The organism is Shewanella sp. ANA-3 (assembly GCF_000203935.1).
Lineage (GTDB): Bacteria > Pseudomonadota > Gammaproteobacteria > Enterobacterales > Shewanellaceae > Shewanella.
This window is the reverse complement of record NC_008577.1, coordinates 2,758,277-2,773,272: the sequence shown is the minus strand read 5'-3', so window position 1 is coordinate 2,773,272 and position 14,996 is coordinate 2,758,277. Positions and strand designations below refer to the sequence as shown.

Annotated in this window: 12 protein-coding genes; 6 read left to right on the top strand and 6 right to left on the bottom strand. The window is 48.7% G+C overall.

The window, feature by feature from the left end; genetic code table 11:
• Positions 1 to 73 precede the first annotated feature (73 nt).
• Positions 74 to 1,084: a D-alanine--D-alanine ligase gene (locus SHEWANA3_RS12160; RefSeq protein WP_011717239.1), complete on the bottom strand. Its 1,011-nt coding sequence runs from the start codon at positions 1,082 to 1,084 to the stop codon at positions 74 to 76.
• Positions 1,085 to 1,348: 264 nt separating this feature from the next.
• Entirely contained in the window at positions 1,349 to 2,749 is a 1,401-nt protein-coding gene (asnS, locus tag SHEWANA3_RS12155; protein ID WP_011717238.1) for an asparagine--tRNA ligase, read from the bottom strand.
• 151 nt (positions 2,750 to 2,900) lie between these two features.
• Here asnS and SHEWANA3_RS12150 point away from each other — a divergent pair, with 151 nt between their 5' ends.
• Complete coding sequence (locus tag SHEWANA3_RS12150; protein ID WP_011622890.1) at positions 2,901 to 3,236, top strand: hypothetical protein; 336 nt, start codon at positions 2,901 to 2,903, stop codon at positions 3,234 to 3,236.
• Between the two features lie 24 nt (positions 3,237 to 3,260).
• Here the strand turns inward: SHEWANA3_RS12150 and SHEWANA3_RS12145 are convergent, their stop codons facing one another.
• Complete coding sequence (locus tag SHEWANA3_RS12145; protein ID WP_011717237.1) at positions 3,261 to 3,848, bottom strand: CoA pyrophosphatase; 588 nt, start codon at positions 3,846 to 3,848, stop codon at positions 3,261 to 3,263.
• A gap of 25 nt (positions 3,849 to 3,873) precedes the next feature.
• A complete protein-coding gene (pabB, locus tag SHEWANA3_RS12140) occupies positions 3,874 to 5,277 on the bottom strand; it encodes an aminodeoxychorismate synthase component I (RefSeq protein WP_011717236.1) in 1,404 nt (467 codons plus the stop codon).
• A 121-nt stretch (positions 5,278 to 5,398) separates the two neighbouring features.
• Between pabB and SHEWANA3_RS12135 the strand changes: the two genes are divergently transcribed.
• From SHEWANA3_RS12135 to SHEWANA3_RS12120, 4 genes are all read left to right on the top strand, one after another.
• On the top strand, positions 5,399 to 6,943 hold the full coding sequence (locus tag SHEWANA3_RS12135; RefSeq protein WP_011717235.1) for a fumarate hydratase: 1,545 nt from the start codon (positions 5,399 to 5,401) through the stop codon (positions 6,941 to 6,943).
• Positions 6,944 to 7,217: 274 nt separating this feature from the next.
• Positions 7,218 to 9,269, top strand: coding sequence for a S9 family peptidase (locus SHEWANA3_RS12130; protein ID WP_041412655.1), 2,052 nt, complete (start codon positions 7,218 to 7,220; stop codon positions 9,267 to 9,269).
• A 137-nt stretch (positions 9,270 to 9,406) separates the two neighbouring features.
• Positions 9,407 to 9,865 carry a GNAT family N-acetyltransferase gene (locus SHEWANA3_RS12125; RefSeq protein ID WP_011717233.1) on the top strand — a complete coding sequence of 153 codons (459 nt, stop codon included), beginning with the start codon at positions 9,407 to 9,409 and terminating at the stop codon, positions 9,863 to 9,865.
• A 55-nt stretch (positions 9,866 to 9,920) separates the two neighbouring features.
• Positions 9,921 to 10,856, top strand: a complete 936-nt coding sequence (locus SHEWANA3_RS12120) for a M14 family metallocarboxypeptidase (RefSeq protein WP_011717232.1) — start codon at positions 9,921 to 9,923, stop codon at positions 10,854 to 10,856.
• 112 nt (positions 10,857 to 10,968) lie between these two features.
• Here the strand turns inward: SHEWANA3_RS12120 and SHEWANA3_RS23215 are convergent.
• A protein-coding gene (locus SHEWANA3_RS23215; protein ID WP_086017254.1) for an IS3-like element ISShes13 family transposase occupies positions 10,969 to 12,185 on the bottom strand; the annotation gives its coding sequence in 2 pieces (ribosomal slippage) (positions 10,969 to 11,837 and positions 11,837 to 12,185; 1,218 coding nt in all).
• A 399-nt stretch (positions 12,186 to 12,584) separates the two neighbouring features.
• Here SHEWANA3_RS23215 and SHEWANA3_RS12105 point away from each other — a divergent pair.
• Positions 12,585 to 13,322: a hypothetical protein gene (locus tag SHEWANA3_RS12105; protein WP_011717231.1), complete on the top strand. Its 738-nt coding sequence runs from the start codon at positions 12,585 to 12,587 to the stop codon at positions 13,320 to 13,322.
• Positions 13,323 to 13,433: 111 nt separating this feature from the next.
• Here SHEWANA3_RS12105 and SHEWANA3_RS12100 read toward each other — a convergent pair whose 3' ends face one another.
• The gene (locus SHEWANA3_RS12100; protein ID WP_011717230.1) at positions 13,434 to 14,810 is read right to left on the bottom strand and encodes an L-serine ammonia-lyase; all 1,377 of its coding nucleotides are present in this window, start codon (positions 14,808 to 14,810) and stop codon (positions 13,434 to 13,436) included.
• Positions 14,811 to 14,996: the final 186 nt, after the last annotated feature.

Sequence of the window (14,996 nt, the reverse complement as noted above, 5' to 3'; positions counted from 1 at the left end):
TCAAACCAACCTCAAAAAAGAAGCGCGCTATATAGGCGCGCTTTTCAGTTTATTTAGCCTATCACTCGGTCTATCACTTAGCCGCTAACTGGCCGTTAATCACCAAACTTAAGTATTCGGTAAAATCATGACCATGGTTTTGCAACATCTTAGGGAACATTGAAATCGGCGTCGAACCCGGGAAGGTATTGATTTCGTTGAGTAGAATTTCATTATCTTGGGTTAAGAAAAAGTCGATGCGTGACAGATGGCGCAGCTTCATGCCCTTAAAGGCTTTAATCGCATAGGCGCGGATCTGCTCACTAATGTCAGTTGGCACATTTTGCGCGACCACATCGGTGCGTGCCTTACTGCTCTTGGCGTATTTCTCATCGAAGGTGTAGAAGGTATTGCTATCACAGATGATTTCGCCCGGCAGGGTCGCAACCACTTCGCCTTGATACTCATAGACCGCGACTTCCAGCTCACGGGCCTTAATGGTTTTCTCGACGATCACATAGGGCGCGTAGCCAAAGGCATCTTTTAACACGTCAGCCACTTTGCTGCTGTCATCGACTTTATAGCAACCGACCGATGAGCCTTGGGATGCGGCTTTAACGAAAATCGACCCCCAGTTTTCGAGCGCTGCTTGGGTTTGGGCAATCGCGTCATCATCGTATTGATTTAAGAAGATATAAGGTGTGTTAGGAATGCCTAAGGCGCTGAACCACATCTTAGCGGTGATCTTGTTAAAGCAGTTGCTGCTGGCTTCGGATTCGCAACCAAAGTAGGGCAGTTGGATAAGATTAAAGTAAGACTGAATGTCGCCCGTTTCCCCCGGATAGCCGTGAATACAAGGAATGACATAATCCACAGGCCATGCGGGCTTGGTCTCATCACGGAAGCGAATTTCGCGGTTATTGGTCAGTTCACAGTCATCGCCTGCGGCGGTTTGGTATTGGCCAAATTTATCCAGTACCACGCGCAGTACATTAAACTGCTCGGATTTTGCTAATGAGGTTTCAAAATAATTAGCCGACAGTAGGGAAATATCGTGTTCCGCACTTCCACCGCCGCACAGCAAAAGTAAATTGATTTTTGACATTATGATTCCTCGATTGAGCAAAATGCTGTTGAGTTGCCTTTTGCAACTCGCTTACTAACGACAACTTCGTCACTTCCTGCAACAAGGGCTGTTATCTGCGCTAAGCACATAAGTTAGCCGCAGCCATCTTAGATTTCTTGCCCCCTAAAGTGCAAGGACTCAGGCGAAGGAGTTTGACCGAGTGATGAATTTTAACGCATTTTTACAGGGCAATAAAAAACGCGCCGAGGCGCGTTTTAAAGGATGTGTCTGTTAACGGACAAATTAGAAGTTCGCAGTGCGTGGCGCGCGTGGGAATGGGATCACGTCACGGATGTTCGATACGCCCGTTACGTAAGACACCAAACGCTCGAAGCCCAGACCGAAACCTGAGTGTGGCACTGTGCCGTAACGGCGCAGATCGCGATACCACCAGTAATCTTCTTTATTCAGATCCATTTCTTCTAAACGCATATCCAGCACGTCTAAACGCTCTTCACGTTGTGAACCACCGATGATTTCACCTATGCCTGGGGCTAACACGTCCATCGCGGCAACGGTTTTACCGTCTTCGTTAAGGCGCATGTAGAAGGCTTTGATATCTTTTGGATAGTTCTTCACAACCACAGGGGCTTTGAAGTGCTCTTCGGCCAGATAACGCTCGTGCTCAGAGGATAAGTCGATACCCCAAGACACTGGGAATTCGAACTCACGACCACATTTTTGCAGAATGTCTACTGCATCTGTGTAATCTACCTGGGCGAAATCACTCGATACGAAAGACTGCAGACGCTCAATCACGGTTTTATCCACGTGCTGGGCGAAGAATTGTAAATCGTCCATACGTTCAGCTAATACGGCGTTAAAGGCGTATTTCAGCATGCCTTCGGCAAGGCTTGCGATATCGCTTAAGGTCGCGAACGCCACTTCAGGCTCAACCATCCAGAATTCCGCTAAGTGGCGGCTGGTGTTTGAGTTTTCAGCACGGAACGTCGGGCCAAAGGTATAGATTTTTGACAGGGCACAGGCGTAGGTTTCGCCGTTCAACTGGCCCGATACGGTTAAGAATGCCTCTTTACCGAAGAAGTCTTTGTCATAGTCTACTTTGCCATCGCTGGTGCGTGGCAGGTTTTCCATGTCCAGTGTGGAGACACGGAACATTTCACCCGCGCCTTCACAGTCTGATGCGGTGATCAGCGGTGTAGATACCCACACGAAACCATTTTCGTGGTAGAAACGGTGAATCGCTTGAGACAAACAGTTACGTACGCGGGCAACGGCACCAATGATGTTGGTACGTGGGCGTAAGTGGGCCAGTTCGCGTAAATGCTCGATTGAGTGACGCTTAGCCGCCATTGGGTAAGTGTCTGGATCTTCGACCCAACCCGTCACTTCAACGTGTGTGACTTGCAGCTCGTAGGCTTGGCCAGCGCCAGGAGATTCCACAATCTCACCGGTTACGATCACAGAGCAGCCAGCTGTCAGCTTTAACACTTCGTTGTCGTAATTTTCTAAGCTATTTGGCACAACACCTTGAATAGGATTAAAGCAGGAGCCGTCATAGACAGCTAAAAAAGAGATGCCAGCTTTCGAGTCACGACGGGTTCTGACCCAGCCACGGACTGTGACTGTCGAACCAACTGCGTGCTCACCTTTAAATACAGAAGCGACCGATGCAATGCTCATTGTTGCTTAGTTCTCCAACGAAACGTTTTATATGAAAATTTTTGGAGGTTTATATTACCTTGCTGGTGGCTTTTCTCAAGCTGAAAAAGGTATCCTGAGGTTAATATTACTAATATTGAGTGATAGGGTGCCTTAAAACTTGGGAGGCGGTATGCGGAAAGTCAAAATATTTCAGATGATCCTCGCCACATTATCCATTCTGGGCTGGACCTTGGCGGTGTACGCGCTGATGGTGTTTGGCGAGGCTCGCCCCGAACGAGAGGTCGGATCCTACTTGAGTCGCGGTGAAACCTTCAGACACTATTGGGACCCAAGCGAAACCGAATTACTGCAATACATCATTTGGGGCTGCGGTGCGATAAGCCTGATAAGTCTGGCGTTTAATTACTATGTCGCCCACCACAGCAAACTGGGTTATTGGTTTAATATTCCCTTGCTGCTGCTAACCTCGTTAGTGGCGGGCTTATATGTGCATTTTGTGATTTGAATTATCCAAATGAGCAATGCGGGTTTACAGCATCTCCTCGGGAAGACTCAAATGCCGACAGAGGTGATCGATAATCGCCGCCGTCGCGCCCCAGATAAAACGTTGCTGATACGGAATAAAATGCACGCTGTAATAACGCCCTTGGCGTAAAAACTGTTTGCGGTGGCGATTTTGCGGTTCGATAAAAAAACTTAAGGGTACGGTAAAGCAATCGGCGACTTCACCGGGATCGAGCCTTAAGGCAAAATCCTGCTTAATCATGCCCACCACTGGAGTGATTTCAAAACCGGTAAAGGTGTTATGGGCGGGGAAAGTGCCTATCACTTCTACATTTTCTCGGCAAAGACCAATTTCTTCTTCCGCTTCCCGCAGCGCGGCCGTAATGGCGCTACTATCACTGGGCTCAATCTTGCCGCCTGGAAAGCTAATTTGCCCAGGGTGCGCCCTAAGGTGCATCGGTCTTTGGGTTAAAATCAGACTGAGCTCGCCCTGGATTTCCTGCAAGGGAATGAGTACTGCGGCTTTACGCAACCCAAGGTGAGGGATAGCCGCCGGATCTTGCGTGGCTAAAGGATGCAGATTAAATCTGAGTCTAAATTCCGCTTGATCCATTGGCTTCCTATTCGTTTCCTGACGCTTATTGAGGGCTATCGAGCAAGGGTAAGATGCGGCTTATCTTATCGAAGCTTTCTTGGTACTCGGCATCGACATTAGAGTCCGCGACTATGCCGCCGCCCGCCCAGCAATAGAGTTTACCTTGCTCTGCCACGATAGTGCGGATGGTGATACTGGTGTCCATTTGCCCATCTTGGCTGATATACCCCATGGAGCCACAATACAGACTGCGGCGTGAGGGTTCCAGCTCTTCAATAATTTCCATGGCGCGGATTTTAGGCGCACCGGTTATTGAACCGCCGGGAAAGGCCGCCCGCAACAAGTCGCAGGCGTGGTAATGTGGGTCGAGTTTGGCCGTGACGGTACTGACTAAATGGTGCACCGCAGGAAAGCTTTCAACGGCAAATAGATGTGGCACTTGTACAGTGCCGGGCGCCGCGACTTTACCTATGTCATTGCGCAGTAAATCCACAATCATCACGTTTTCGGCGCGATCCTTGGGCGAATGGGCAAGGGCTTGCGCTGCTTGCTTATCTAGCATCGGGTCGCTATGGCGCGGCAGCGTGCCTTTAATCGGTTTGGTTTGAATGTCGTCACCGCGTAGCTGAATAAAACGCTCGGGCGAAATCGATAAAATCGCGTTGGCATCAAGCCGCATAAAGGCGGAGAAGGGCGCTTGATTGGCACTTCGTAGCTTGCAGTAAGCGCGCCATTCATCGCCTTGATACTCTGCTTCAAAGCGCTGGGTTAAATTAATTTGATAGCAATCGCCGCTATGCAGATACGCCTGTACTTGAGTAAATTTTGCGGCGTACTGGGCTTTGGTGGTCTGCGCCGACCAAGGGCTTGTGAGACGAAATTCGGCCTGCTTTGTGGGTTTGGCTATTTTTGCTTCAATTATTTTCAATTGAGTATCGAGGACGGCATCCCCCAAATAGTGCACCATAAACCAGCTTTGCTGCTGATAATCGAAAATCAATGCCCAGTCGTAAAAGCCAATATTCATCTCGCCGAGGTGAATATCATGCGCTGCTGTGCTCGGGAGCTGCTCAATCCGGCGGCCTAAGTCATAACTAAAGCTGCCCATGGCGCCGCCACTAAAGGGCAAATCGCAGGCAAAAGAGTGTGGATACCAATGGCGCAGCAGCTGTTTGACCAGGGTAAAAGGGTCATCCTGCGGGCAGAGGTGAGTCGGTTTGGTTAATTCAGGCTGATGAACTTGAATGTCAGTCAGTTCGCCTTGGGTGATGAGGGTGGCAATGGGACCTGCGCAAATCATATCGAATTTAGCGTCCTGATGGGGCGCATTGGCCGAGTCGAGCAATATGGCCCAAGGTTCTGCCGCAAAGTATTCGAAGATTGCTGCTGTGCTGAAAGTCCAGTCAAGTTGGCGTACTGCCAGCGGTAATGCCGCCCTATTTGCCATCAATTAACCCTATCTAAAAATGTGATGTAGCCCAAAAAGATGGGAAAGAGTATCATATTGGCCCAGAAAGAATTACACAAAAAACAAGTAAGGCCCTAAAGGCTGCTGGAGCGCACCTACTATGTCATCTCACCATGAAACGTCTGAAAATGTAGTGATTAAACAAGCCGACTTTATTGAAAGTGTGGCCGATGCCCTGCAATACATCTCCTATTATCATCCCAAAGATTTTGTGGATGCCATGAGCGAAGCTTATGAGCGTGAGCAAAGTGCGGCGGCGAAGGATGCGATTGCGCAAATTTTGATTAACTCGCGTATGTCTGCCGAAGGTAAACGTCCACTGTGTCAAGACACGGGTATTGTGACCACCTTCGTTAAGATTGGTATGGGGGTTAAGTGGGACAAAACCGATATGACTGTGCAACAAATGGTCGATGAAGGTGTGCGTCGTGCTTATACCAATCCAGATAACCCACTGCGTGCATCGATTGTGGCCGATCCTGCGGGTAGCCGTAAAAACACCAAAGACAACACGCCATCCGTCGTGCATATCGATATGGTGCCAGGCAATCACATTGAAGTCGCTATCGCGGCCAAGGGCGGCGGCAGTGAAAACAAAGCCAAGATGGTGATGTTAAACCCATCTGACGATATCGCCGCTTGGGTTGAAAAAACGCTGCCAACCATGGGCGCGGGCTGGTGTCCTCCAGGTATGCTTGGCATCGGTATTGGCGGCACCGCTGAGAAAGCGGCCGTACTCGCGAAAGAAGCACTGATGGAAAGCGTGGATATCCATGAGTTAATGGCGCGCGGTGCAGAAACCAGCGAAGAAAAACTGCGTTTAGACATTTTCGAGCGTGCTAACAACCTTGGTATTGGTGCGCAGGGTCTTGGCGGTTTAACCACAGTGTTAGACGTGAAAATCAAATCTGCACCTACTCATGCAGCATCAAAACCTGTGGTGATGATCCCGAACTGCGCGGCAACTCGTCACGTACACTTCCATTTAGATGGTTCGGGCCCTGCTGATCTTGCGCCGCCTACACTCAGCGACTGGCCAGAAATCACCCGCGAAGTGGGCAGCGATGTGCGACGCGTTAACTTAGACACAGTCACTCAAGCCGATATCGAGCAGTGGAAGAGCGGTGAAACCATTCTGTTAAGCGGTAAAATGCTCACCGGCCGTGATGCTGCCCATAAACGTATCCAAAGCCTGATTGAAAGCGGCGAAGGCTTACCAGAAGGCGTCGACTTTACTGGCAAGTTTATCTACTACGTGGGCCCTGTTGACCCAGTCGGTAACGAAGTCGTGGGTCCTGCTGGCCCAACAACCGCGACCCGTATGGACAAGTTCACCGATCTGATGCTGGATAAAACTGGCCTGATGGGCATGATTGGTAAGGCTGAACGTGGTCCAGCGACCGTTGAGTCTATCAAGAAGCACAAAGCTGTGTACCTGATGGCTGTGGGCGGCGCGGCTTACTTAGTGTCGAAAGCCATTAAGAAATCCCGCGTGGTGGCCTTTGCCGACTTAGGTATGGAAGCAATTTACGAGTTTGACGTACAAGATATGCCAGTTACTGTGGCGGTGGATTCAAACGGCGTGAATGCCCATGAAACTGGCCCTGCGATTTGGAAAGTGAATATCGCTAACGCCAAAGCCTAAGCAAATGGCCTAAGCGAATGTCCTTCTTGCAAAAATGTCGCTTTTTTAAGCGGGATTTGAGCGGGAAAGGGCGGCGAGTGGCACTCAATGACGCCATTCGATGCTGACTGACAATTTGTCACAAAAAAATACGCTCAAGTATGCCTTTTGGCTTGCTTGAGCGTTTTTGTTTCGTTAGTGTGGCAAACTTATCTTCACAAAGACGATTGATGATCGTTTTGACCGTTCATTCGGTACAACTACCGAATGTGTTTAACAAAAGATGGATATAACAATGAAAATAGCTCCTCTCCTATTGGCGCTTGGCGCGGCTGGTTTGGCCTGCTCATCCCACGCGGCCGATCCTAAGCCTTTTACTGTGCAACAGCTGGTTAAACTCAACAAATTGCATTCAGCCGCGGTGTCCCACGATGGCACTAAATTGGTCTACGGTCTGAAAACCGTTAATGACAAGGGAGAGGCGAGCTCAGATTTATATATTCTCGATTTGACGCAAGCGGACGCTAAACCGATGCAGATCACTTCTGCCGCCGGTACTGAGCACGATGTCAGCTTCGCAAACGATGACAAATCGATTTATTTCCTCGCCAGCCGCAGTGGTTCAAGCCAACTGTTCCAACTGCCATTAACGGGCGGTGAAGCGCAGCAAGTTTCTGATCTGCCATTGGATATCGATGGTTACAAACTCTCTAACGATGGTAAGCAAATCGTGCTTAGCATGCGTGTCTTCCCAGAGTGTAAAGACTTAGCTTGTTCAAAAGACAAATTTAAGGCCGAAGAAGAGCGTAAATCGACGGGCCGTGAATACAAGCAGTTGATGGTGCGTCACTGGGATACCTGGGAAGATCATGCCCGTAACCACTTATTTGTGGGTGCCCTTAACGGCGAGAAGCTGACCAAAGTGGTGGACATCACCCAAGGTTTAGACACAGAAACTCCACCTAAGCCATTCTCAGGCATGGAAGAAGTAACCTTCACTCCTGATGGTAAATTTGTGGTGTACAGCGCCAAAGCGCCAAGCAAAGATCAAGCTTGGACCACAAACTACGATCTGTGGCAGGTGAGTGTAAACGGTGGCAAAGCCACTAACTTAACCGCCGATAACATCGCCTGGGACGCCCAGCCAAGATTCTCAAGCGATGGTCGCTATATGGCGTACCTCGCGATGACTAAACCCGGCTTCGAAGCTGACCGTTACCGCATTATGCTGCGTGATACCAGCACTGGACAGTCGAAGGAAGTGGCACCACTGTGGGACAGAAGCCCAAGCTCGCTGATGTTTGCACCGGACAACCGTACTCTGTATGTGACGGCACAAGACATTGGTCAAGTCTCTATTTTCAAAGTGAATACTCAGTTTGGTGATGTGCAGTCTGTCTACAGCGACGGCAGCAATAGCCTGATTGCGATCGCCGACGATCAACTAATCTTCGACAGCAAAACCTTAGTTGAGCCGGGCGATCTGTATCGCATCAACACCGACGGCCAAGGCCTGAAACGTCTGACTGAAGTTAACAAAGACAAACTGGCCGAAATCAAATTCGGTGAATTCCAACAATTTAGCTTTAAGGGTTGGAACAACGAAGATGTTTACGGTTACTGGATCAAGCCTGCTAACTACCAAGAAGGTAAAAAGTATCCGATTGCATACCTAGTCCACGGTGGTCCACAAGGTTCCTTTGGTAACGCCTTCAGTGGTCGGTGGAACGCCCAGTTATGGGCTGGCGCGGGTTATGGCGTTGTGATGGTGGACTTCCACGGTTCAACTGGTTACGGCCAAGCCTTTACCGATTCTATCAGCCAAGATTGGGGCGGTAAGCCATTAGAAGACTTACAAAAAGGTCTGGCAGCGGTGAGCCAACAACAAAAATGGCTCGATCCACAAAATGCCTGTGCCTTGGGTGGCTCTTACGGCGGCTACATGATGAACTGGATCCAAGGTAACTGGAACGATGGCTTTAAGTGCCTCGTTAACCACGCGGGTCTGTTCGATATGCGCTCTATGTACTATGTGACCGAAGAAGTCTGGTTCCCAGAGCATGAGTTTGGCGGCACTTACTCAGATAACAAAGCCTTATATGAGAAGTTTAACCCAGTAAACTATGTGGAAAACTGGAAGACGCCAATGCTGGTTATCCATGGCGAGAAGGACTTCCGTGTGCCTTATGGTCAAGGTTTAGCCTCATTTAGCTATATGCAGCGCAAGGGGATTCCATCAGAGCTGCTGATTTTCCCTGATGAAAACCACTGGATCTTAAAGCCAGAAAACCTCGAACAATGGTACGCGAACGTGTTCCGTTGGATGGACAGCTGGACGAAAAAGTAACCGAGGATGATGGACTTAAATCCACTGGGTATTAAGTCCCGTTAACCTGTTGCCAAAGCCAGAACCCTGTTCTGGCTTTTTAATACTAGGATTGTGAATCTAAGTCAGTTACACACTGGACTTATCAAGGAATGAAGATGCTGATCAGAGCAGCGACTACAACAGATATTGAAGCGATAAGCGCATTAATCACGCAGCTTACACAAGTTTATATTGCTCCCACCTGCACTGATGTGGGTGCTGAAACCTTAGTCAACGCCATGTCTGTTGAGTCAGTGGCTCATTATTTTGCCTTAGGTTATCAATATCATGTTGCAATTAATGAGACTGGCGAACTTGTCGGTGTGGTGGGGATGAAGGATAACAGTCATCTTTATCATCTATTTGTGGCGGATATTGCCAAGGGGCAAGGCCTGTCGCGTCAGCTGTGGGAGCTTGCCAAAGCTGAGTGTCTCGCCAAGGGGAATCCAGGTACTTTTACCGTTAACTCGGCGGTGAACGCGCTGCCTGTTTATCAGCACTTTGGCTTTGTTGCGCAAAGTGATATTCGTGAGCGCGGTGGGATCCGTGATATTCCAATGCAACTCGTGCTTTGATCTATAACGATCTTTAACCATAAGACCAAAACATAAAATCAGAAGAAGAGAACCTATGGCGAATGTGAGTTTTTACCCAATCGGGACTGTCGGTGAAAAATGGGGCGATGCCGAAAAGGCCGCATGGTTTGCTAACACGCAAATTAAGCGTTCATACCAAGATAATGTAGTCACGCCACTAAAGGCGATGGAGTCACAACTGGCCGAAATAGGGCTGAGTGTGGTGCAATATGGCGCCTTATCGATTGATTCTGCACGTTATCCCTTGTTTGCGGTTAGAACTGCTACGTTCGATCCGAACAAGAAAACCGTCTTAGTCACAGGTGGCGTACACGGCTACGAAACCAGTGGCGTGCATGGCGCCTTGGCTTTTTTGGCTAACAACGCGGCTCTCTATGCTGAGCGCGTAAACTTAGTGGTGGCAGTGTGTGTGAGCCCTTGGGGTTATGAGACCATTAATCGCTGGAACCCGAAAGCTATCGATCCAAACCGCTCGTTTTATGCCAATAGCCCAGCTGAAGAGTCGGCAGCACTGATGGCACTGGTGGCAAGTGTCCCACAAGGTTTTGATGTGCATGTGGATTTACATGAAACCACCGATTCGGATGAGGATGAATTTCGTCCAGCCTTGGCCGCGCGTGATGGTAAAGACTTTATTCCCGGCACGATTCCAGATGGATTTTACGCCGTAGGCGATACCGAAAATCCGCAGGATGCTTTCCAAAAGGCGATTATCGACGGGGTAAGCAAAGTCACCCACATCGCGCCCGCCGATGAAAAGGGCGAGATTATCGGCTCGACAGTGGTGCAACACGGGGTGATCAACTACCCGTTGAAAGCGCTAGGTTTATGCAGCAGTGTGACGGGCTGTATTTATAACACCACCACCGAAGTCTATCCCGACAGTCCATCGGCCACGCCCGCAGAGTGCAATCTAGCCCAAGTTGCCGCAATCACCAGTGCCATAGACTATGTGTTAGCGTTGAACTAATTGAGTTTGTTTGATACTTGGCTTGAACAATTGTAACGCTAGCATGGCGTGAACAATTGATTTTTCTTAAGTTTCATGTCTCGTCCTGAAATAAGTTGACACTTATTTCCACCTAAAACGCTCGATGAACCTCATCGGGCGTTTTGTATTTTAAGGCCAAATGTGGCCGTCGTTGATTATAGATGGCAACCGCTTCTGCCACCATTTGTCGCGCCTCCTCCAGCGTTGCGGGCTTATGTGTTAAAAACTCCTGCTTCAAGATGCCATTCACTCGCTCTGCTAAGGCATTTTGATAGCAGTCATATCCGTCTGTCATTGAGCATGTCACGCCATGTTGTGCGTGAACCGCTTGATACGCGTTTGAGCAGTACTGTATCCCTCGGTCTGAGTGGTGTATCAGCGGTTTACTTTTATCTTGTCGCTGTCTCAGTGCCCGTTTGTAAGCCGTTAGCACCCCGTCTGTTTTAAGATTATCATCAACATGATAACCCACAATTTTTCGTGACCAGGCATCGGTCACCAAGCTTAAATAGGCTTCATTATCTTGCAGTGACAGATAGGTAATATCAGCCACCCAGACTTGTTCTGAGCGGCTGATGTCCACTTGCTGCTCACTGGGCTTAAGCAAGTTGGGATGACACCTAAATCGATGATGGCTATGGGTCGTTTTATGGTACGCCCGTTTCGGCGTGACCAACAAACGATGCGCCCTAAGACAGCGAAATAACCGGTCTCGTCCTATCACTATTTGATGCATTTTGTTGAGTAAATACTGCAGTTTACGCGTACCGACTCGCGGTTGAAATAACCGTTCATATTGTACCGTTTGCACCACCTCTTGCTCCTTTAGCTCTGAGACGATTTGCCGCTGGCATTGTTGATAATACGCCTGGCGACTGATGCCAAGGTAACGACAGCATTGGGTGACGCCATAACCTATGGCCGTTTTTTCTTGGAGCGTTTCGCGGGTGGCTTTTTTACGACGGATATCCCGTAGTCAGTTCTGAGTTTTTCGACAATGGCTTCGAAGAACGCGGCTTTCATGCGAGTATCTTCAAGTTCGGCTTCGAGGGCTTTTATCTTTTGCTCGGGGGTGAGCGTGGTGGGTTCAGTCATCAACTGTCCTCGCATTGATGTAGGCGGCGTCCCTAGGGACCAATCCAGTTTGCCATGCTTGCGTAACCACACTAACACGGTGGAGCAGCCTTGAATACCGTACTTGTCTTGTGCCTGCTTATAGGTCAGCTCGCCTTTTTCCACTTGGTCGACAACCGCCAATTTAAAAGCGAGGGAATAATCACGTTGAGTTCGTTTAATTGTTGAAGTCATTACACTCTCCAAAATGAGTTTGAAAAGTGTCAACGCTATTTAGGACGGGTCATCATCAATAAAAAAGCCCTCAAACGAGGGCTTTTTTATGGTCGTTATCAACCGCTGTTGCACTGTACTAATGGTTACTTTAGTGGATACATTTTAATCGTATATGTACCACCATATACATTTCTAAATCTGGCAGATTCTTTTATTCAAGAATAGTTTATCCAATAACTTGTACGCTGAGCGGATACACATATCGCTTTGGATTTACCGTACCGCACAGATAATTCAAGGTGAGGATTGTTAAAATCATTCATCAACAGTAAGTTAGTGATACTTGATGGAGAGGTTTAAACGATTAATTGGCGTTAGTGGCGATTGCCAAACAGCGGTTCACATAAAGGAGTTGTGATGAGAAAGATAAAACAAGTGGCGTTACTGAGTCTAATCTTGTTGGGAGGCTGCGCTTCCTACACTACGCCCGGTGGCAGAGTGGTTATTGGTAGTTTGGCGGAATCGGATATTAATACGCTGATGTCAGTCCAAGCGGCTGCCACATTCCCCGCACATATTGCTGTTGCACGTATTCAGGCGCCGGGTTATGCATCCTATCGTTTAAGCAGTTTTGGGACTGGGCGTTACAGTGTGGTGACAACCCGTGAAGTCGAAACAGAAGCCGATTTTACTCAGCTAGCCAAAATGCCGCAGGTGGCAGGGATTGCACCGTTAAACCGTATTTTATTGCCGGAGCAGTTAGATTCTATCAAATCACTGCGGGAAGCCGCGGCAAGGCTCAAGGCGGATATCTTACTTATTTATACCTTCGATACCTCTTTCCATGCGGGTGAGCAGCAATTTGCGCCGTTAAATGTCATTTCCCTTGGGCTATTAAAGAATAAAGAAGTGAGTGTGACGACAACCGTATCGGCGGCTCTATTTGATGTGCGCACCGAATATTTGTATGGATTAGCGGAGTCGACGGCTAAGGAGAGTCGCAACGCGTCGGTATGGAGCACCTCTGATGCAGTCGATGATTTGCGTAGGGTGACTGAAAAACAGGCGTTTTCGCAGCTTCTTCCTGAAGTTGAAAAAACATGGGCGGGAGTGATTGCCGAATATGTGAATTCATCAATGAAGGCGACGAACTAAACTTTAACGCGTTTTCAGATAAACATATGCCGCGCTTAATCGTTTCGGTTTGAACGGTTAAGCGCGGCATGACAGTGTTAAATCGGTAAGTCGATTATCAGCATGAGTGGATTAACACTCAACAATGTTCACCGCGAGGCCACCTTTGGCGGTTTCTTTGTATTTACTGCGCATATCTTTACCTGTATCCATCATGGTTTTAATCACTTTATCCAGTGATACCTTGTGGTTACCGTCGCCGCGCAGCGCCATGCGTGATGCGTTAATCGCCTTGATTGCACCCATCGCATTACGTTCAATACAAGGAACTTGTACTAGGCCGCCTACTGGGTCGCAGGTCAAGCCTAGGTTATGTTCCATGCCAATTTCAGCCGCGTTTTCAACATGTTCGACTGTGCCGCCCATGATTTCGGTCAATGCGCCGGCTGCCATTGAGCAGGCTACGCCAACTTCGCCCTGACAGCCGACTTCTGCGCCCGAAATCGAGGCATTTTTCTTGTACAAAATACCAATAGCAGCAGCGGTTAACAGGTAACGGGCGCAAACATCGATATCGACTTCTTGCACGAAGGTATCGTAGTAACACAGCACGGCAGGGATAATGCCCGCAGCGCCGTTTGTCGGTGCGGTGACAACGCGATCGCCGGCAGCGTTTTGCTCGTTCACCGAGAGGGCGAATAAATCGACCCAATCCATTGCGGTTAACGGATCGACGTTGTTACGGCCTTCAGCTTTGAGACGACGATAGAGTGCAGGTGCGCGGCGACGCAGCTTTAAACCGCCAGGCAGAATACCTTCCTTCTGATAACCCCGTTCGATACAGGTTTTCATGGTTTGCCAGATATTCCACAGTTTTGCTTTGACTTCTTCTTCGCTGGCGAGGCTAAGCTCGTTGGCCATCATTAGGGAAGATATGCTCAGGCCATGCTCAGTACATAAATCCAGTAATTGGGCGCTGCTATTAAAATCGTAAGGTGCAGATTCAATTTGTGATGCTGGTGAGGCGTTGCGTTGATGGATTTCATCTTCGTCTAAGATAAATCCACCGCCGACAGAGTAGTAAGTGCGCTCAAAAATACATTCGCCTTTGCTGTAGGCATACAGTGTCATGGCGTTGGCATGGGCGGGGAGCGTTTTGCGTCTATGGTAGGTAATGCCGTCTTCACGGGTAAACTTAACTACTTTGCCGCAGCTGAGGGTGAGGGTCTCGTTTTTCGACACTTGCTCAAGAATGCCATCGATGCTGTCGGTGTCGACGGTTTCTGGATCTTCACCCATTAAGCCTAAAATAACGGCTTTCCCCGTGCCGTGGCCTTTACCCGTTTGACCGAGTGAGCCAAACAGTTCTGCTCTTAATTCATCCACTTGGGCAATCTGGCCCGAATCAGCAAGGTGCTGCATAAAAATTTTGCCCGCTTTCATTGGGCCAACAGTGTGTGAACTCGAAGGGCCAATGCCGATCTTGAACATATCGAATACGCTAATCATGATTGAAGTCCTGTTGTGTCTCGATTTTTATTTTAGTCTGTGCGTGGAAGATCTTTGCAGTTACCGCGCCAATACGCTGGTTTTTATGTCGTAAACTCTGGCAAACTGCAGGCATCAACCACACAAAATGTGCTTGTGTGATACGTTTAAGGTCAGTATCCCACAGTTTAGTATCAAGATTCACAT